Source organism: Reichenbachiella sp. (assembly GCF_033344935.1).
GTDB lineage: Bacteria > Bacteroidota > Bacteroidia > Cytophagales > Cyclobacteriaceae > Reichenbachiella.
The window spans coordinates 994,129-1,015,566 of the sequence record NZ_JAWPMM010000001.1 but is presented as its reverse complement, the minus strand read 5'-3'; the positions used below and the strand labels follow the sequence as shown (position 1 = coordinate 1,015,566).

The following is a 21,438-nucleotide window of genomic DNA, read 5'->3' as shown; positions in this document are numbered from 1 at the left end:
GCCTTATTATTTGCTTTCTACCAATTCTTTGTCCCAGTCTACTGGTTTCTTTTGTCCTCTGAAATCTTCGAATTTCATTGTCGGATCAGGAATATCCGCATTCACGAAATGGGTAAACTTCTTTCTCAATTCAGGATTGTTCACTACTTCTTTCCACTCACACTTGTAAGTGTCAACCATGAAATCCATTTCTCTTTCGAGATCAGCCCCAATGCCCAATGAATCTTCTACTACTACTTGCTTCAAATATTCTATTCCGCCTTCCAACTTGTTCAGCCAGGTGGCTGTTCTGTTAAGTGGCTCGGCTGTTTTGATGTAGAACATCAAGAATCTATCGATGTATTTCAGACAAGTCTCAGAGTCGATATCACCGGCTAGCAGCAGCGCATGCTGAGGATTCGAACCGCCGTTTCCACAGACGTAAAGGTTCCAACCCACTTCTGTCGCAATAATTCCAAAATCCTTGCTCAATGCTTCAGCACATTCTCTTCTACATCCTGACACTGCACTCTTCAGTTTGTGTGGCGAACGCAAGCCTCTGTATCTTTCTTCTACTTCGATAGCAAATGACACTGAATCGTGCAACCCATATCTACACCATGATGACCCTACACAGCTTTTCACCGTTCTCAATGACTTACCATAAGCATGTCCACTCTCAAATCCAGCGTCAATCAATTCTTCCCAAATGTCTGGCAATTGGTTGACTGAAGCACCGAATAAATCGATACGCTGACCACCTGTGATTTTGGTATACAGGTTATATTTTTTAGCTACCTGGCCAATAACAATTAGCTTGTCTGGAGTAATTTCTCCACCAGGGATTCTAGGCACCACAGAGTACGATCCTCCTTTTTGAATATTGGCTAAGAATCTGTCATTGGTGTCTTGAATCGTGTCTTGATTCAATATCAACTCATTCCAGATACTCGCCATCAACGAAGCCACTGCTGGCTTACAAACTTCACAACCATCGCCCGATCCATGTGCATCTAGGAGGTCATCGTAACTCTTGATTCCTTTTACTTTGATCAAATCGAACAACTCCTGACGAGAATATTCGAAATGCTCACACAATACTTTTTTGACTGTTTTGCCCATGGATTTCAACTGATCGTTGAAAATGTCAGTCACCATTGGCGTACAAGCCCCACAACCCGTGCCCGCTTTGGTACAAGCTTTTACATCCGCGATATTTTCCAGGTTTTGGTCTACTACTGCTTTGCAGATATCTCCTTTGGTCACGTTTTCGCAAGAGCAAATCTGTGCTGTGTCTGGAAGTTCCATTTCGGCAGACTCACCACCTCGACTACCCAAGATCAAGTCTTCAGGATTTGGAGGTAAAGCCATGCCATTGAGTGTCACCTGTAGGAGCATCCCATACGCTTCCGCATCCCCTACCAATATACCTCCGAGAAGTTTTTTACCATCTTCTGAGATATTGATTCTTTTATAAATGCCTTCAAGATTGTCTTCGAATACTATAGGCTTGTGAGGCACATTTTCACACAAGGCATCTCCGAAACTGGCCACATCCACACCAATCAACTTCAACTTAGTCGACATGTCATAGCTATCGAAAGCTTTCTCTTCGCCTTGGAGTAATTGATCAACTACAACATCGGCCATCTCGTAACCTGGAGCCACCAGACCGTAAATGAAGTTTTTGTGCAAAGCGCATTCGCCAATGGCATAAATATCTTTATCTGTCGTTTCGAGTAGGTCATTGACTACTATTCCTCCTCGTTGCCCCACTTCCAACCCGCACTGTGTAGCCAACTCGTCTCTTGGCTTGATACCGCATGAGATCACTAGCATATCCGCTGCCAATAATTGACCGTCCGTGAATTCCAAACCAGTCATTTTATCTTCACCCAAGATGCTGGCCGTGTTTCGATTCATATGAATATTCACACCCAGATCCTCCATTTTGGCTTTCAAAGCATCAGATCCACCTTGATCCAATTGTCTTGGCATCAAACGAGAGGCAAATTCGATCACATGTGTTTCTTGATTCAAATCGAGCATCGCTTTAGCTGCTTCTAGTCCTAAAAGACCTCCACCTAACACAGCTGCTTTTTTTGAACTCTTGCCATACTCGATGATGGCTTCTAAATCTTCGATCGTACGATATACGAACACGCCCTGCATTTCCGAACCTTTGATCGGCGGTACAAAAGCACTTGACCCTGTGGCCAAAACCAACTTATCGTAAGATTCCTCTAAGCCGGTATGACTAGTTACTTTTTTATTTTCTCGATCTATATTGATAATCAACTCGCCGGTGATCAGCTCGATGTCATTTTCTACGTACCAATTTCGAGGAGCCATCTCCAAATCAGAGACAGATTGATTTGAAAAGTACTCACTGAGGTGTACTCTATCGTAAGCCACATTGGGCTCTTCACCGAATACTTTTATTGAAAATTGTTCCTTGGAAGCCTTAGCACGCAGTTTTTCGCAAAACTTGTACCCTACCATTCCGTTGCCAATAACTATGATCTTTTCCATATCTTAGATTTATTACGTAAAAATACGTAGTTCTTCTAAGTAATGAAAAATATTTACGTAGTTAATTTCAATATTGAGTGATTACTACGTAATGTCGATTTCTTGTAATGCTAAGAGATAAGCAGTTTTTTTAGTAAATCCACAAACCTCCAGACGTCTTCGAACCTATTGTACATAGGAACAGCTGCCACTCGGATGACATTGGGCTCTCGCCAGTCTGCGATGATGCCGTTTTCTCCTAGTTTGTTGAATAAATCTTTACCGCCGTGAGCCAAACAGAGTGAAAGCTGCGCGCCGCGCTGTTTAGGATCAGCAGGTGTAATAATTTGAATTTTTTCCTCCTCACCGTTGAGCTCATTCAGCAAGAACTCCATATAACCAGTCAGTTCAATACTTTTTTTTCTCAAATTCTCAATTCCTGCTTCTGAAAATATTTCCAAAGAGGCCAAATGAGCGGCACTCGGCAATACATTCACATTGCTCAGCTGCCACGCATCCGCACCCTCCATAGGCACAAAACCTTTCTTCATTTGAAACCTTTGTGACTCATCGTGCCCCCACCAGCCAGCAAATCGTGGCAAGTCAGGTTTTTTGCTGTGACGCTCATGCACGAAGATGCCCGACACACTACCTGGTCCAGAGTTCAGATACTTATATGAACACCAAACAGCAAAATCAACTTGGTCATCATGGAGATTGAGTGGAACGTTTCCAAAAGCATGGGCCAGATCAAAACCCACCAATGCCCCACATTCATGCCCTTTTTTAGTAATAGTAGAAATATCAAACAGCTGCCCGGTATAGTATTGCACACCCGCCATCATGACTAAGGCCAATTCATCTTTGTGCTCTTCAATAGCAGCAAGAATATCTTCTGTCCTCAATGTTTCTTCGCCTTCACTGGGTTTTAATTCCACCAAAGCCTCGGCTGGGTCAAATAATTTTGCGCCGCCTTTGTTGGCATGAAAATGCAATTGAGTTTCTAAGGCATACTGATCAGAAGGAAAGGCCCCTGCTTCGGTGATGATTTTGAATCGCTTGGCTGTGGGTCTGTAGAAGGACACCATCATCAAGTGCAAATTGGTTGTGAGGCTGTTCATAGACACCACTTCCATTTCTTTAGCTCCGGCTAATTTGGCCAAATGGCTCTTGAGAAATTTGTGGTAGTGAAACCATGGGCGGGTAGCTCCCTCGTCGAAGTGACCTTCTACGCCCAAGTCTTGCCAGTCTTGTAGCTCTTGCTCTATATAACTTCGAGTAGACTTTGGTTGTAGACCAAGCGAGTTTCCAACGAGGTATATACAGTCTTGTCCATTATGCTGGGGGATGTAAAATTGATCACGGTACAAACGAAGGGGATCGTTGTTGTCGCAGGTTTGAGCGAAGGATAATGTGTTTTGGTATTGGATCACTGGCATATAGAAATTGATAACAAAGGTGCATATCCAAAACTACAGCTTAGACGCTGATGAGATTTCTCCTTCGTCGAAATGACAATAAAATTATAATAGCTATACAAACCGAGGGTCAGTTTCCATCATGTGTCCGCAGTTTTTGCAGGTACGTAATTCCTCAGAGGCATAAAAGTCTTTGAATCTAGGCTGGAAATCTTTCTCTACATTAGTCAGGTAGAAATAAGTTTCGTGCAATTTGGTGTTGCACTTGTCGCAAAACCAAATGAGCCCATCGTCCATTTCTCTATTTCTTTTTCGCTCGATCACAAGCCCCACAGTGTTTTCTCCGCGAATAGGTGAATGAGGAACTTTCGCTGGATGTAGGTACATTTCCCCTTCTTTGATATCGATATCTACAGCTTTACCATCTTCTTGAATTCGAACGGTAATATCTCCTTGCAATTGATAAAAGAGCTCTTCGGTTTCATTGTAATGATAATCCTTTCGAGCGTTCGGTCCGCCTACGATCATAACGATATAGTCTTCGGCTTCTACGTAAAGATTCTTATTACTTACAGGGGGTTTGAGCAAATCTCGATTGTCATCGATCCATTTTTTCAAATTGAATGGTCTGCGAATGGGCATAGTGTCGTTGTTTAATTAGAAAAAAGTGGCAACTTCGAGTTTTGATTTCTGGAGGGTTGGACCAGCTCAACAGGAAATTGTTCACCATCAAAACTAATAAAATTTGCGCATAGGACTGATCTCTGATACTCACGGATTTTTGGATCCAAAAGTATTTGATTATTTCAAAGAAGTGGATCAAATATGGCATGCGGGTGATGTGGGTACAGCTGCTCTTATTGAGGAATTGGGTGCATTCAAACCTACACTCGGCGTATATGGCAATATCGACGGGCAAGACGTTCGTCAATTATTTCCAGAGGATCAAATGTTTATGTGCGAGGGTGTGAAAGTATATATGACACACATCGGAGGAAAACCACCAAGATATAATCCGAGGGTGAGAGGATTGATCAATAAACATTTACCTCAGTTATTTATATGCGGTCATTCTCATATTCTGACCGTCATGCACGACCCTAAAAGACCCGGCACCTTATTTATGAACCCAGGTGCTGCTGGACGTCACGGATTTCACAAGGAAAGAACTTTGCTACGATTCACTCTTGAAGCGGGGAAACCTAAGGACTTGGAAGTGGTTAAGCTGGGTAGTAGAGCGCAGAAGGCCTAGTTTCCAACCTTCGTTGTTAAAACCTCTTGTAATCCGGAGTTGTTAGTGTTTGTGGGTGATCACGCGCACAAAGGCGGAAGCTGCTGTGTCGAATACAATTTATTTACAAACCTCCAATGCACGTTGCAATTCTTCTACCTTTCGCCGGGCTATCAGTGCTTCTGCCGCCGCCTTTGTAGCTGCTTGTTCCTGAACTTTTGCCTTATTCTCATTTTCCATGGCAACTACCAGGTTTTCCAAAGCCGATACTCTCTGGAGTTCAGCCTCGCTGGCTTTGCCATTGGCTATGACAATTGAATAACAGACCAAGGCTGCAAGTACACCAATGAGGATATTTTTCTTCATCGTTTTTTATTTATTACAGTCGTCTAATTGCTGCTGAAGTTCAACAGCCTTTTGTTGTTCGATGATCGCTCTGGCCGCTGCCTCAACTGCCTTTCGTTCTTGTTCTCTGGCTTTGGTTTCATTTTCCTCGGCCAATTTCAAATTAAGTTCGGCTAGTAATGTTTGTTTGACGGCCTCATTGGCTTTGATATTCGCGAACAAAACAAAAAATACAATAAGAAAAGAGAGGACTCCGATGGTGATATTTTTGATCATAATGATTGGTTTTTTAGAGTTATAAATATAAAATATTATCAACCCTAATGCAAATCTAGGAATTCCTTCCCGCTACTTATAATCTTCCCTTACTGGATTGAAAACATCTACCGCTTTGCAGTCGGTAAGTGCTCGAGCCGAATGAACTACATTCGAAGGGATAGTGGCTACATGACCAGCTTTCATGATTTTGGTTTCACCATCTACCGTCATTTCCAGTTCACCTTCCAAAAGGCTGGTTATTTGTTCATGCACATGACTGTGCGCTGGTAATACAGCTCCCTTGGCAATATCAAAATAGCCAATGGATAACGTATCCGTATGAATGAGTTGACCACTAATACCTTGTACTAACTCTTTCGTTTCTAGTTGATCTCTTTCATGAAAAATCATAGGCGAGCATATTTTTCCCCAGCTTCAATTTTTATTGGCAGCACATTTTGGGTGGGGGGCAAAGGACAAGTAGTAAATTCAGAGTACACACAAGGCGGATTGTATAATCGATTAAAGTCGATTTTCACTTTTCCAGACTCCTCTGGCAAATCTACATACACATACCTTCCCCCGCCATAGGTAGTTTCGTCATTGGTCTGATCCCCCACAATCAAAAATCCTCCCAATCCTACAGATAGCTTGTATGATTTTCCATCCAACTCAAAGGACAATTCGCCTAAAAAATCCATTTCTTGATTGGTTCCTAACTGGGTATTGACTTCTTCAGTTTTAGTATCCGTATAAGGTGTGTAATCGGCTTCCACCACATACTTACTCTGCAATGGATAGGCCTCAAAACCTTTAAATACTTTCGCTGTTTCGGCCTCTTGATCTTTTACACGCAAAAAAAATTCATCCAATCTTTTTATTACCTGCCACTCTATCTGGTTGTGTTTGAGCATGGTCCCATTCTCAGAAGACTCGGTAAACGCGTCGGTCCAAATCGAGACCACAGAATCATTGGCTGTAAGCTGAATACTTAAACTATCCGATGCTGTAAATACCGCCGTAGTTCCTTGAAGCTCCACCGCACCGATAGTGGCCGGTAACCCTTTGCTGCTCATTTGAATGTTATTTGCTTCGGAAGATCCAAATAAATTAGTCCCCTGAACCAGCGGATGCAGCCCCACCAACTTCAGGTAATGGTCTCTTCCTTTTGATAAGCGTTCTCTAAACTCGGCATCAGCCTTTAAATACTCCTCCGAAAGCGGCACTTCTTGCGGCTGGCATGAATAGATGGAAATGAAAAATAATAGTGATAGGCTAAGCTTCAAAAATTTGAATAGTGTATGATGCATAATGGATACTTCCTGGTCCGAGTTTAATGATTCCTGGTTTTTTGGTTAGCTCCTGATCTGAGTCTTCAAAGTCAGGCAGTCCATCCCAAGGTTCTATACAGAGAAAATCAGCGTTGGGTTTCGACCATACGCCAAGAAAAGGGAAATCATCAAAATTAACACTGATTTTGTCCTTTGAGCTTTTCGATTTGATGCTGACCTCCGAAGAATTTAATTCTGTAAAGATCAAAGCATCATTGTCGAATAATCCTTTTTTCAATGGAAGCTTATTTGTCTCCTCCATCATTGGCAATTCGTCCTTGGTAAGAAGACCGTTTTCAGAAATCACAAATATTGAGTTATTCTCTTTTCTTTCGAATTCTAAATAGTAATCATCCTTGTTTTCTCCCTCCTTCCATGGGTAGTTAAAAGCTGGGTGGCCGCCAAGGGAAAAGTACATGTGATCATCTCCCGTATTGGCCACTTCATGGAATATTTGAAGTCTACTTTCAAACAGAAAAAAACTCACTTTCAAATCAAACTTAAACGGGTACATGTCTAAGGTTTCCTCATCACTGGACAGAATAAAAGACAACCTCGACCTGGTTCGATTGATCAAACGAACTTTGTTACTATTTCTAACAAATCCATGTTTTGGTAATTCGTAAGATTTTTCGTTGAATATATAACTTCCTGACTTCAATGCTCCAATCACAGGAAACAGAACAGGTGCTGAGCCTTTCCAAACCTTTTCGTCGGCTTGCCAAATGTATTCGTGTCCGGATTTTTTGGACAAAATACTACAAAGCTCTGCACCACATTCATCAACTTCTACTTTGAATAGGTCGTTTTCGATCGAGTATTTCACTTTGGTTTTGTTTAAGATGGTTATGCAAAATAATCAATATCCCAGACTGTCGTATAACAATCAGAAGTTGGTTATCGAATTGGATAAAAAAATTATGACTTGCTCCAGAAGAAGCTCAAGATTTGAGTTGTTTTTTTGCTCTCGGTTTTACGAAAATTTAAACTTCTTATACTTTTGCGGCTTAAAGAAAAGCACATGGAATTGACAGCAGACAACAAATTAAAAAAGTTAATAGTGGTGGGTGATCGCGTGCTGATCAAACCCAAAAAAGAAGCTGAAAAAACAGATAGTGGATTGTTTCTGCCTCCTGGTGTGAAGGAAAAAGAGAAAATACAATCAGGCTATATTGTGAAAACCGGCCCTGGACTCCCTATTCCTATGCCCATGGAGGATGAAGATGATTGGAAACCTGAAGAGAACAAAGTAAAATACCTTCCCTTGCAGGCGAAAGAGGGTGATTTGGCAATTTTCCTTCAAAACGGTGCCTTTGAAGTGATCTACCAAAAAGAGAAATACTTTATTGTTCCTCAAGCTTCAATCCTGATGCTCGAAAGAGAGGAAGATCTTTAATTACCTCTACTATTTTGTAATCCTAACCAGTGAAGTGGCGAGTACATTCACTCCCGGTGTGCAATAAACCAAGGTATGTCGTATCCATTCCATAAATTTTTCCGTGAAAGAGTTTTGACTAGTGGACACAAATAGTTTGGCGGGGCGTTTTTTCTCTATTTCTCTCATTCTTAGCTGTTATTTCTGGGTGCATGAATATTCACATGCGAGGACAAAGGTAAGCCACAAACTTTATCAGCCTAAATAAACTCGGTGAATGATTCTCAAATATCGACCAATGAAAAAGCGCTCAAATTAAAACTAAAAAGGGCAGCCAACGCTGCCCTTAACCTATCCTAAACCTTTATGCCTAGCTTATTAGTGGATAAGGATCTTTGTTGTTGTGGTAATATTTTGGTGATCAAGTGTGAGCAGGTAGAGTCCAGTCTTTAAACTAGACACATCCATTTTTTCCTTAGGAGAAATGTCTTGAGATAGTACGGTACGTCCATCTATATCAATCAATGACACTTTCATTACCCCTGAGTGAATTCCAGAAATCACCATCCAATCTGAAGTTGGGTTTGGATATACTGAAATCGATCTCGCTGTAGGTTGTACTCCTGTTATGGTATTTTCATTGATAGTTAGTGTAGCTGTAACTGAACCAGAATAATTGATTTCATCTATTGTTGCCACCACTTCGTAAGTGCCTGCTTCACTTGGCGCTTCACTTGCACCATCGTAGGTAAGTACCACCGTCAGCTCCGCTGGATCGGTAACAACTGTTGGAGATTTAGCGGTACCATCTTCATCGAAAGTAAGGTCAGACAACGTCACCGTAGCCGTGGCTTTTTCAATGGTCAAGGTTCCATTCACCAAAGTCAGTGCATAGTTGTCGGCGGTACCGCCACCCAAAGTAATAGCATACTCTCCGGCATCACTGACATCAGTCGCTGCTGTGCTGACTTCTGGAATCTCACTTAGCGCACTTTCATCATCGCCGTTCACAAATCCATCATACTCAAAAGTAAGTTCGGGATTAGACTCACTATACGTTTTTGATTTGTCATTAGCAGTGACGGTCAAGGTGGCTTTACTCACATCAAAGGTGACCTCCACGGGCTCAGCCGGATTGTAAGTATCATCTCCATCTGCGGTTGCTCTTACTACTACCGAACCTACCCCTGTCAATGATAGCTGGTTGTCAGATCTTGTGGCGGGTCCGCTCAGTAGTTCGTAGGTAATTGGCAATCCACTATCTGTACTTCCATTTAACGCAACCACCCCACCATAGACTTGGTCTGCTATAGCAAAAGTGATGGTTTGATCATCTTTTGATGGATCTGTAATTCGGAAACTCACGGTCTCGGTAGCCGGATAATAATAATCATTACCTGCCTGGCTCACTTCGATCACCACATTTCCGGATTCTCCCGTTGGGGTAATCGTCTTACCACTGTTGGTTGCTGGACCGCTGATTACATTGTAGCTCAGTGCCAAATTGCTGGTAGTTGTCGCCTGCACGTCGAATGCGCCATCGGTTGTCAAGCGATCGGCAATCGGTGTAATAGCTATGGTTTGAACTTCTTTTTCGATGGTAAATTTCCAGGTGGTGGCATCGTCCGAAATACCCGCGAAATAATTACCTGCATGGTCCTGAATGGCTGAATTGTCGATTTGCACATAATAGCTAACGCCATGAGCCAAAGCCCCCAAATTGGCATTCGCCAGATGGATGGTCAGTTTGTTTCCACTCAAAGTGAACTGATCTGGGTTGGAGTCAATTCTACCACTTACTTTCACTGGCGAACCGCCCACTTCTTTCACTCGAATGTAACCTCCTCCATTTTGTACTTCTTCACTAAAAGTAAGCACCAAGTCAGCATCGATAGCCACGCCGGTGGCTTCGTGCATGGGGGAGAGAGAAGCAATGGTAGGTGCCGTGAAGTCGCCTGTAGTAAATGACCAGTCATAAGCCTCCGCCAAGTTGTCAGCAGCATCTTTTACGACACCTTCGGTTATATGAACCTCAATCAAAATCTGCTCAGAAAGATCATTTTCGGGATTAATGCGTAGCAGGTTTCCATTTTGCACATCGATTCTCGCGTTACTGGTAATCGTTTCTAATACCTGATCATTCGTTGCATCCACGATGGTAATAGGTGCTCCCGCGCTCACACTAGCGATGATGGTCTCTGACCATTCCACTTCAATAATATTTGACAAACTAACATCAGTATCATCTTGTCCAGGAGTTGTGGTCAAGACGGTAGGTTTGGTGATGTCCTCTGTATAAAAATGCCAGGTATCTCTATCATCCGCACTAAACGTCTGATTAAACTCATCCCTGAATGAGCTGTTAGGAATTTGCACCCAGTAGTGGGTACCTTCCTCTAATTCACCAAAGTCAAATGTCACCTTATTGCCATCAGCCACGGCATCGGCTGAAGGCATGTTGATAGTAGCCACCGTGCCATTAGTTGCATAATATTTCAGGTACACCGGCCCGCTCATTACGTCTATGTCATTATTTAGCTCGAAGCTAATTTCAGTATCTACTGGCACGGTAGTACCAGCAGCAGGTGTAAAGGAAGTAATCTGAGCGGTCTCATGCGTGGTGAAACGCCAAGCCTGATCATCGGTAATACCCGGCACACCATTGCCATCTGCATCAAATATGATCGGCTTACCTAAATTGGTAGTAGCATTCATCAGAATATAGTACTCCTTGTCATAGTGCATGGTGTAATGCGAAGGAATATGAAAAGAGACCGTTCTACCATCCTCACTCAATGTAGCTCCAGAGCCAACATTATAATATAAAAAATCTGAAGCTCCCTCTTCCCTGTAGAGGGTTACATTTTGGCTGGTTGCTCCAAGAAATACCGGCTCATTATAGGTAATATCGAAAGAAACCTCACTTCCCAACCTTGACACCTTAGTGGCTCCATTGGCGGGTGAATATGTCTGGGGCATTGGTCCGTTTCCGTCATTAATACGAGTCGTAAAGTTCCAATTGGCATCTGCTGTTATTTGCGTATTTTCAACCGTTGGATCAGCTGCTTCAAGAAAAAGGCCTTCATCCATAGTCACGTAATATTCTTGGTCAGAATCTAACCAAACTGAACTTACAGCTGTGGCTGTAGTCCCATCAATTTCAAAGTCACTATTAGACAAAGCACCCACGGCAGAATGACTACCAACTGGATATATATACAGTCTTTCGGCTCCACTTGTTAAGCTTATCTCTCTATCAAATGTTATGCTGAACTCTGTGGCCCTGGGCTGTTCGGTAGTGCCCGTTGGAGAAAAAGAAAGCACCTGCATATATTCTTTCGATGTGGTAAAGCGCCAAAGGCTATTGCTTGTTTCTGGTAAATACTTACCTGTGTCATCGCTGAGCACATAACCTGGAACAAACACCCAATATTCGGTTTCATAATCTAAATCATTGAGTGCGCCTGTTATCGTTAGCGTTGCTCCATTCACCTCTATAGAAGCGTCATCAGTTGGAATTGATTTTACCGGTGTTGAGCCTTGCAAAATGAGAATATTAGCTGAACCCGTCATAAAAATATCCTCTGATGCGGTCAATACCAGATCAGAATCCAGATTAACACCTGTCGACAAATGCGCTGGACTTAGAGACTGTACACTAGGCGCAGGGTTTTCTGCACCTGTAGTAAATCGCCAAGTCGTATTATCGTTAATGCCTACCCAAGTATTATTAGCATCAGCATCAGCTCTCAAATACCCATCACTTACTTGCACATACATTTCTGTATTGGCAGGTAAATCAGAAGGCTGATGGAAAGTCACTGTAGTTCCATCAATTGTCATTGTCGAACCATTGAAGTTAGACCAGCTTCTTATAAAATCATTGTCGGATGCACGATAAATAGCCAGCGTACCACTACCTATATCAGCGTTTTCCGGGAAAGTAAGTACCAAGTCATCACCAACAGGCACATTGTCGGCTCCATTTACCGGACTCAAATTAGTAGGTGCTAATGGTTCTGCTTCTGTAGTAAAGTACCATTCCGTATTGCCAGTCAAGCCCGCGTACGAAGTGCCCTCTAAATCCCTAATTACACCAGACGGTATTTCAATATAATAGTCCTGATCATACAATAACTCATTGGGAGGTGTGATCGTGATCTCACTGCCGTTGAAGACAGCATGATCAATAAGTGAAATCGCCATGGAAGCGGCACCATACCTTAGCCAAATTCCAGGATTGATATTTTCTGGTCCTGGTTGTACGGATTCGTCAAATTGCAACACAAAACTGGCATCTACAGCAACGGTGCTTACATTATGTGGCGATTTGCTTTGCAATACAGGAGGTGATACCGCCTCAGTGGTAAACGGAAATGCATTTGTGCTGATGTATTGCTGCATAGCATTACCTGCTTCATCTGTTATTGCTGGGGTCGGAGCATAATATCTCACCCAATGTGCTGTATTATGGTCTAGTTGAGGAATATTTTTTAGTGTTATTGTACTCCCATCTATTTCTACATCGTTAGAATTCTGTACATCGAATCGCTTTATCAGCTGATGTGTACTACCCAGCGGGCCACGAGCTAACTCTAAAAAGTAGTTAGTACCGGCAATACCAGGGGCATCCGCTACTTTCACGGGCTCGGACATATGCAATACATAAGTTCCAAAGTTGACATCCACGTTAGTTGCATCATCCGCAGGTGTCGTTGACAAAACCGTAGGTCCTTCGTTATCCGGGTTGGGATCGTTTACATAAAGTGTGAAGTCTTTTTCGAAGGTATTGTTGTAATCATCTACTGCTTGTATTCGAATGGCATAGCTGCTTTTAGTCGCATAGTCGTAATCACCATAACCCACATATAGCTTGCCATTGGACAAATAAAAATCATCATAGGCTGTGCCTGAAGCAGTCATATCCAGCAGTTCGAAATAATTCAGATTCCCATCAGGGTCTGATCCGGTAACATCAGCCAAAAAAGTACTACTCGGTGTATCTTCGTCGAAACTGTTCGCTGAAATTTGAATATCCGTTGGTGCCTGGCCTATGCTTACAGTTTTGAAATTCCAGCTGGTTTCACTGGAAAAACCTGCATAGGCGTTCCCAGCAATATCCAGGATCGCATCGTCTTCAATAGTGATATAGTAATCCAGGTTATATTCAAAATTCTCCTGAGGGTCTATCGTGACTACGTTGTTTGAAATCGTTACCCTGCTGGTATTTTGGCTATTGGAATAATCGGTAATCGCACCTTTCGAATCATATAATCTGATTTTTCCTGCGCCCCATTTCACATCTTCACTAAATGTGAGAACAATATTATCATTGATAGCCACACTTTGATTATCATCTGTAGGCGATTTGCTGGAAAGCGTAGGCCATACATTATCATTTTCATCAAACCTCACCATGATAGACCCTTCACCTACGGTAGAAGCTGTACCTGTTGTCGGATCCAAATCTCCAGTGGTCTTCTGGAATGCAAATAGGTCTACAATACCACTGCTTTCTATAATTCGAGCGCCATAATTCAAAGTGTTGGTGGATCCGATAGTATATGAATACTCCTGAACACCAGCTGAAGATCTTTTTTCAAATACGATACCATTATCTTTTCCAGTGAGATATAAATTATCATCAGCAGAAACAAATACATCATTTAAAGCATAAGACACATCCACAATTGAAGATATACTACCATTTGTTGCATTGCATTCCACCAGCCCGTGTCCGTCGTTTGCATCATATCTTCTCAAGACTAAATTTCCATCTGATAAAGGTTCAATTTCATAACCTAATTCCAATCCAGTATTGTTATTTACATGGCTTTTCCAAGTTAGAGTCCCACTGCTGCTATATTTGGCAATATATGTGTCGCCACTGGACTCTCCTGTAAAAGTAGATGTACCTGTTGATGGGTCAAAATCCGTAGTCCCCTCGAAAACACCTGTCACGTAAACATTTCCTGATCCATCTACATAAATATCTTTGGAGTCGTTAGGTGTACCACTGTTGTAAGCTACATTGAGCGTATTGATTGCTTGCTGCAATACTCCACTACTATTGTATTTGGCATAATAAGACATAACCGGGTCAAAATGGCCATCTAAGCCAAAGACATCATCCATAAATTCTCCAGTGATGTAAATATTATCTGAAGCATCGATATGCATGGCCTCACCTGATGCTCCTGCAGAAATTTGAGAGCCACCCGTGTCGATTTGTAAAATGTCAGTTCCGGTAGAAGAATAACCCTGAATAAATGCTCTTTCATGCGTGCTAGAAACGGTAGTCGCACCAGCCACCTGAAATCCAGATGTGAAACGGGCTCCTCCTTTTATTCCACCCAATACCAAGACATCCCCATTAGAGTTCACTTCTACATCTGTAAATCTCAATCCAGAATCTCCTCCTCCGAGCCCGGCTGTTGTGGTATATGCAGCTCGGGACCATAAATAGTTTCCGTCGTTGTCATACTTGGCCAATAATGCATCTGCAAAAAAGTCATCTGAAGCATGATCAAATGGATCAGGCGGATTCACTACAGAAGCAGATGGATCCAAATCTGGCAAGTTGGAACCATAAAAGGAGCAAATGATGTAATAGTTGCCTGAGTCATCTCGTGCGACATCAATAATTTTGACGTTTTGTGCTTTCGCTAGATGTAATGCGAAATCGTAGGTTTGTGCTTGAATGGTTATTGTTAGCCCCAAACATAAAGCAAGAAATGTCTTGATTTTTTTCATGATAGCATAAAGTTTAGATTGAATTCAAAATTCGAAACTTTGGCTACCAGTATCAATCGGGAATATTCCCACATTGTGTACGGAAAATCCCGTACCTCATAAAATTTTAAGGATCAATCAGGCCGTCTCGGATGGCTCTGCGTACCATCTCGACAATAGATTTTACTCCCATCTTCTCCATCAAACGCGTTTTGTGCGTTTCTACGGTTCGAGGGCTCATTTCTAACTTGGCCCCAATTTCCTTGTATGAAAGTCCATCTGAAAAACCCTTTAGTACTTCTAACTCTCTAGGTGTATAATGGAGTCCTTCATCCATCAACAATTCAGCGAAAGCGGCCGAAGCATATTTCTTTCCTTCCAGCATTTTATCCAATGCCAGCATGTATTCACTGCTTTGCATGTCTTTGGTGAGCAGGGCCAATGCCCCGCCTTGTTGAGCTTGTTTCAAGGCTACGGTGTTTGGATCAGCGGTAAGCAGGGCGCAGCGTGAATCCGGATGCAGTGTTTTGATTTTTGCAATGAGCTCGGCTCCACTGGCATCGGGTAGTTTCAAATCCACAAACACCAAATCCGGTGTAAGCTGTGAAAGCTCCTGCAAAGCTTGAGCAGCCGATCCTGCCTCCCCAATCACCTGCACATCTACCCTTCCTAGCATCATGGCCTTAAGACCATCTCTCACAATCTTATGATCGTCGATAATAAAGAGCTTTTTCTTTTCTATCATGCTGCCTTGGCGAATTTGAGTTTAAATGTGGTTCCTTTTTGTTTAGCACTTTCTACCGATAGATCCGCGCCCATCTTTTGCATCAGCGCCTGACAGAGCGAAATACCTAAACCAGTCCCTTTTTCCGAAGAGTTTTGAATATCGTGTGCAATGATGGTACCCGAAAGCAACTGATTTACCTGCTGCTGATCCATACCTACACCATAATCCTTAATGCTAATTGTTTGATGGTGCTGAGATTCTTCCACTAGTACCTCTATTTCAGATTCCAAAGCAGAGAACTTTAATGCATTGCTCAACAAATTTCTAATGATAATCTCTAGAAACTGCTGATCAGCCAGGATTTCAGCGTTACTTTGAATCTCTTCTGAAATCTTGATTCTTTTGATTTGGGCCGTGCTGTTCAACTGATTCTTAACGTTGCTAATGACAATTGCTGAGGACACCCGTTTCGGCGTAAATTGAAGTTCATTGGTCTGTGCCAAAGCCCATTTTAGTAGATTATCCATCATATCACGGACATTGGCAGAGCTGTCACGCAAGGACTCAATAAACTCTTTCAACTGCTCCTTTTCCAAATGCTCCCAATTGTCCGTAAGACTCTGTGTGATCTGGTGAAAAGAAGACAAAGGACTTTTCAGGTCATGAGAGATGATCGAAAACAGTCGGTCTTTAGTCGCATTTAATTGAGCCAACTCATTGTTTTTGGCGTCCAGCAATTGGTTTGATTTGGCTTTGATCTGAGCCCGTATATAAAACAAGCCAGCGATGACCAATAGCGCCACTACGACAACGATGAGTATTATCCTCGCTTGCTTGTCGCTCTCGGCCTGCAATGCCTTGATTTGATTCTCCTGCTCCAGATTTGCTATCTGGCGTTCTTTCTGCTCCGTATCAAAACGTTTTTCCAACTCACTAATTGCAGCAGCCTTTTCAGTATCATAAATGCTATCTTTAAGATTTGCCCAAAGTCTGGTATATTTCAATGCGGCTTGATAATCATGGTTCATTTGCTCCAACTCGGCCAAGGTCAGATAATACTCCTTCATTTCATAAATGGCTTCAATTTCCAGAGCAAGTTTCAATCCTTCATACAAATATTTTCTAGCCAGGGTCTTATTATTTTGTCGCAGGTGCATCAACCCAATATTCCCATAATGCATAGCTCGGGCAGAGCTATTGACATGATCGGCTTCCAGGAGCTCCCACTTTCTATACATTTGATGGGCTGCCTCCCATTTTTCTTGTAGGACATAAATGTAGGCGCTATTCCCTAGTGCATTGAGAACTGTCGAAGTTCTCACCTTATCACCCAAATCAATTACTTGAGCAAAATAAAACTGGGCACTGTCCAGATAAGAGATGTCATTTTCCTTTTCAGCTGCATCCATATAAGCCACTCCACTATTATTCAATACGCTTCCTAAATATTGTACTTCGCCTATTTCCTTATAAATTTCAAAGGCCTTTTGATAATAATGAATGGTCTCCTTTTTATTGTATAGGAATAAATTGATAGTTCCCAAATTTTGATATCCTCTGGCCAGCTCATATTTATATTTTCCACTATTTTCAGCCAATGAAGTAGCTTCAAGGCTAGATACAATTCCTTCTGTGTATTTGCCCTTGCGCCAGCAATATTCTGCGGTGGAAACAATCGTATTGAGTAGTAAGGTGGTATCTCCAACTGATTTGCTATGAAATCTTAGAAGTGAAATCACCTGAAATGCCTCATCAATATCTGTTTGAATGTATGAATTAAAAAAGTCATTGTAGGTACGACCTAACTGTAGTGGATCAATGGATTTCCAGGCAGCCACCAAGCTATCAGCTTTGGATTTATGATTAATATTTGTCTGCTGCGTTGCCCAACTATTCAGACTTAGCAAAACATTTAAAACTAAAAAAATGACTCTCCTGGTAGATGAAATTAACTTCAACGGATTTGAATGTAATTATTAAAAATACAAGTTAATCACGTGTACTAAATATCCAAAGAATTAATACAGTCATTGATTTAACAAAACAAAAAAGGGCAGCCAAAGCTGCCCATTAAACTTATCCTAAACCTTTATGCCTAGCTATTGGATTAGGACCTTTGCTGTTGTGGTAATATTTTTATCCTGAATAGTTAGAAAATACATACCAGGATGTAATCCTATCAGGTTTAGGATTTGATTATTTGATATGGGTCTCTTTCTCCATTCCTTTCCTCCCAGGTCTACTAATCTTATATTGGCTTCTTGTGAGAAATTCCCTTCAATAAACAACCATTCACTGGCAGGATTCGGATGTACAGATACTTTATACTTCAAAGTATTTACAGCTGTTACCTGACTCTGTTCAGCAGTTACTGAGACCTCCCATGTCTGAGCGGTAGAGCCGTCCTGAGCCGTCACCGTGTAGGTGACAGGGCTAGAAAAGTCTTGTGCCCCTGTAGGCGAAATTGTCGCTCCCTCTGAAAGAGTAATTGAAGGGTTCAAATTACTTACATCCGTATCGAGTAGTAACTCAATGCTGACCGTATGACTATCGGCATCAATATTTGCTTCAGACTTTTGCTCTTCCATTTCGAAGGATAAAATATCTGTCTCGGTGCTCGCTTCTCCTGCTACCACAGTCACTTGCCAATCTTGCATGTTGCCATACTCGGCAGTGATGGTATAGCTAACTGCTCCATCGCTGAAGTCCTGACTAACACCACTGGACGGAGTAACTTCTGCATAGTCCGATACTGTGAGTATTGGGCTTAAACTTGACAGGTTAGTACCAAATGGCATCTCGACAGTCACGGTATGATTCGTGGTATTGATGGTAGATTCACCTGACTGATCAGCGATACTAAACGTCAGCAAATCAGTTTCTTCGCTAGTCTTACGGATGCGCCAAAGTTCTTCGCCTCCATAGGCAATAGAAGCTCCATTAAAATAAAAGTGATCTCCAAAAACTAAAGGTGGACCATATTCCTCATCGTCATAAAGATAAATATCATCGACAAACTCAACCTCAGTTCCATTTGAACGATAGAGTTCGTAATTAGAATTGACATAGCAAGTAAGGTACATCATGCCACCAAAAGAGTGAATCGAAGAAATTCCTAATCCGTCCTCCCCTTCAATCTTATTTTCGACAATTGAGACGTTAGTTCCATCATATTTCCAAAGTTCATAACCATTTATTCCATCAGTTGCTCCAAAATATAAATCCCCTCTATGTTCAGTAAAGTATCTGGCATTTGAATTTTCAGCTCCCGAGTTAATATCAATTAAAACTGGATCTGAATCACCCACGGTATAGGTGTACATTTCAGTTCCATTGGAACCATTATTTGCTCTAAAAACCAATTTTCCATCAAAAACTGTAAGATTTGTAGCATGAGAGCTTTCTGTGCCAGTGTATATATCTATTGGTGAAACAGATTCACCATTGTATACAAACAATTCTCGACCATAATCATCACTGTAGGAAGTGAAATACAAATCACCGTCATAGCTGGTAAAATCACTTGGAGAACCATGACCTCCGTTGACATCTGTGGCCAAATTATCTACCATAGTCGCAGTTGTTCCATTGTACATCCATAGTTCGACTCCATTAATGCCATCCCAGGCTTTAAAGAATAGCATTCCATCATGAATGAAAAACTCTTCTGGAGACGAATTTCCTGATTCATTGATATCTTGAACCATGGCAATTGATGAACCATCATATTTCCATAATTCAATTCCATTAGATCCATCAGAACCGCTGAAGTATACAGCTCCATTATACTCTATCATCGGTACATTGTTTCCATCCACTTCATAAGTCATAAATGAAGTACCATCATAGACATAGAAGTAATTACCTATTTCATTTTCAGCGAAAAAAAGCAATTCATCTCCAAAAACAGTGAGCGCTTCCGGATAGCTTCCATCACCTCCTTCATAGATGTCATCAACCATTTCTAATGAAACACCATCATATGCATAAAGCTCTCCACCAAATTCTTCGTTTTCCGCAGAAAAGTAAAGTTTATCCTGGAATTCGGTGAGGTAGTAAGGATAGGCATCTGAAGTCTGTCCCGAAAAGTCGACATAATTCAAATCAGTACCGTCGTGTTTCCAAAGTGTGCTCACAGAGGATCCATCTATTTGACCTTGAGCTTTAAGATAAATATCACCTCCATTTGCTGTTAAATAACGAGGAGTAGAACCTGAAGCTCCCTCATAAATGTCTATTACAGTGGCATTCGTGCCATCATGCATCCAAAGCTCCTCACCATGATCTGGAGTGGTAGCCGTGAAATAGAGTCGATCATTGACTGGTGTTAGATACCAAGGAAATGACTCTCCTTCTCCTTCATTTAAATCAAACTCAACAATGTCAGTACCATCAAAAACAAACAATTCCTTACCATTTCCATTTTGACCCCTAAAAAATAAGTGCGTAGTAGTGGCTGCAATAGTACTGATAGTGCTCGCCGGTACACTAGCATCCGCCAAACCAACAGAAGCACCATCAAAATAGCATAACTCATCTGTAACAGATTCACCTATATATCCTTCAAAAAAGAGTTTTCCGTCGAAAAGGGTAAGGTATCTTGGTTCATAAAGCTCATCTTCAAGTACCAAATCATCGTTTACATTGTAAACCTCTGTTCCGTCATATGCCCAAAGCTCACGCCCCGATCCATCATTACCAACGAAATATAAAACTCCGTTATATTCGGTCAATTCATCTTCGAAACTATTGACAATTCCATCTCCCGAACCATTAATGTTAAATGAAGCCAAGTTTTCCCCATCGTATGTCCAAATTTCCCGTCCATTGGTTGCATCATTAGCTACAAATACGAGCTCATTATTATATACCATTAACCCTTCTGGGTCACTAGAACCTGCTCCATCATTAATATCAAACGATGTCAGGTTTTCACCATCGTATTTCCAGAGTTCTCGACCATCATTTTCGTCTACAGCCGAGAAATAAAGATTCCCATTGTATTCGGTGAGCCACTGAGGTCCCGAACTATCGAATCCTGGGTAAATATCGATATCAGTAACGGTTTCTCCATCATATTTTCTTAATTCAAGACCCCCTTCGTCTCCTGATCTGAAATAGATGTTTTCTCCAACTTTAATAAATTCATTCGCAGCCCAGTTCTGATCACCATATCCATCTCGGAAGAAAATTCCTGTGGAAGTTGTTCCATCGTAAGTGAACATTTGATAACCGCGATTATTTGTAAAACCTGAGAAGTATAAGGTACCATCTACATTAACCAAGTTTCGCGGGTTTGTATTAATCAGGGTTTGATTAATGTCTGCAACTAACTCAGGCTGCTGACCTTTCACATTTTTGGATACAAAAACACTTAAAATTGTGAGTAAAGCGTACCAAAATAAATTTTTAAATTCAGCTGATTTCATAGCTATTTAATTATAAGTTTTAATAGTTGTTCAGAAATAATATTTAGTAATCAGAATTGGCCAGTGCATTATTCAAAAGTTTATAAGGGCAGCCGAAGCCGC

At 41.6% G+C, this 21,438-nt stretch carries 14 protein-coding genes; 2 read left to right on the top strand and 12 right to left on the bottom strand.

Translation table 11 applies throughout. The features are described 5' to 3' along the window. Window positions 1-6: 6 nt before the first annotated feature. From nirB to R8N23_RS04335, 3 genes are all read right to left on the bottom strand, one after another. Entirely contained in the window at window positions 7-2,511 is a 2,505-nt protein-coding gene (gene nirB, locus R8N23_RS04345; RefSeq protein ID WP_318170341.1) for a nitrite reductase large subunit NirB, read from the bottom strand. A gap of 110 nt (window positions 2,512-2,621) precedes the next feature. Continuing rightward, the gene (gene kynU, locus R8N23_RS04340) at window positions 2,622-3,929 is read right to left on the bottom strand and encodes a kynureninase (protein ID WP_318170340.1); all 1,308 of its coding nucleotides are present in this window, start codon (window positions 3,927-3,929) and stop codon (window positions 2,622-2,624) included. A gap of 93 nt (window positions 3,930-4,022) precedes the next feature. Next, entirely contained in the window at window positions 4,023-4,550 is a 528-nt protein-coding gene (locus R8N23_RS04335) for a 3-hydroxyanthranilate 3,4-dioxygenase (protein ID WP_318170339.1), read from the bottom strand. Between the two features lie 103 nt (window positions 4,551-4,653). Here R8N23_RS04335 and R8N23_RS04330 point away from each other — a divergent pair, with 103 nt between their 5' ends. Further along, window positions 4,654-5,160, top strand: a complete 507-nt coding sequence (locus R8N23_RS04330) for a metallophosphoesterase family protein (RefSeq protein ID WP_318170338.1) — start codon at window positions 4,654-4,656, stop codon at window positions 5,158-5,160. Window positions 5,161-5,259: 99 nt separating this feature from the next. Here R8N23_RS04330 and R8N23_RS04325 read toward each other — a convergent pair whose 3' ends face one another. From R8N23_RS04325 to R8N23_RS04305, 5 genes are all read right to left on the bottom strand, one after another. After that, window positions 5,260-5,505: a hypothetical protein gene (locus tag R8N23_RS04325; RefSeq protein WP_318170337.1), complete on the bottom strand. Its 246-nt coding sequence runs from the start codon at window positions 5,503-5,505 to the stop codon at window positions 5,260-5,262. A gap of 6 nt (window positions 5,506-5,511) precedes the next feature. After that, window positions 5,512-5,760: a hypothetical protein gene (locus tag R8N23_RS04320; RefSeq protein WP_318170336.1), complete on the bottom strand. Its 249-nt coding sequence runs from the start codon at window positions 5,758-5,760 to the stop codon at window positions 5,512-5,514. 72 nt (window positions 5,761-5,832) lie between these two features. After that, window positions 5,833-6,153, bottom strand: coding sequence for a cupin domain-containing protein (locus R8N23_RS04315; RefSeq protein ID WP_318170335.1), 321 nt, complete (start codon window positions 6,151-6,153; stop codon window positions 5,833-5,835). Beyond that, the gene (locus R8N23_RS04310; RefSeq protein ID WP_318170334.1) at window positions 6,150-7,052 is read right to left on the bottom strand and encodes a DUF1684 domain-containing protein; all 903 of its coding nucleotides are present in this window, start codon (window positions 7,050-7,052) and stop codon (window positions 6,150-6,152) included. The genes R8N23_RS04315 and R8N23_RS04310 overlap by 4 nt, the downstream gene beginning before the upstream one ends. Then, window positions 7,018-7,899, bottom strand: a complete 882-nt coding sequence (locus R8N23_RS04305; RefSeq protein ID WP_318170333.1) for an aldose 1-epimerase family protein — start codon at window positions 7,897-7,899, stop codon at window positions 7,018-7,020. Before R8N23_RS04305 ends, R8N23_RS04310 begins: the two co-directional genes overlap by 35 nt. Before the next feature lie 195 nt (window positions 7,900-8,094). Here R8N23_RS04305 and R8N23_RS04300 point away from each other — a divergent pair, with 195 nt between their 5' ends. Next, complete coding sequence (locus R8N23_RS04300) at window positions 8,095-8,469, top strand: co-chaperone GroES family protein (RefSeq protein ID WP_318170332.1); 375 nt, start codon at window positions 8,095-8,097, stop codon at window positions 8,467-8,469. 357 nt (window positions 8,470-8,826) lie between these two features. Here R8N23_RS04300 and R8N23_RS04295 read toward each other — a convergent pair whose 3' ends face one another. From R8N23_RS04295 to R8N23_RS04280, 4 genes are all read right to left on the bottom strand, one after another. Beyond that, complete coding sequence (locus R8N23_RS04295) at window positions 8,827-15,201, bottom strand: Ig-like domain-containing protein (protein ID WP_318170331.1); 6,375 nt, start codon at window positions 15,199-15,201, stop codon at window positions 8,827-8,829. 106 nt (window positions 15,202-15,307) lie between these two features. Further along, on the bottom strand, window positions 15,308-15,925 hold the full coding sequence (locus R8N23_RS04290) for a response regulator transcription factor (protein WP_318170330.1): 618 nt from the start codon (window positions 15,923-15,925) through the stop codon (window positions 15,308-15,310). After that, the gene (locus R8N23_RS04285) at window positions 15,922-17,814 is read right to left on the bottom strand and encodes an ATP-binding protein (RefSeq protein ID WP_318170329.1); all 1,893 of its coding nucleotides are present in this window, start codon (window positions 17,812-17,814) and stop codon (window positions 15,922-15,924) included. Before R8N23_RS04285 ends, R8N23_RS04290 begins: the two co-directional genes overlap by 4 nt. A 192-nt stretch (window positions 17,815-18,006) precedes the next feature. Continuing rightward, window positions 18,007-21,336, bottom strand: coding sequence for a DUF5018 domain-containing protein (locus R8N23_RS04280; protein WP_318170328.1), 3,330 nt, complete (start codon window positions 21,334-21,336; stop codon window positions 18,007-18,009). Window positions 21,337-21,438 lie beyond the last annotated feature (102 nt).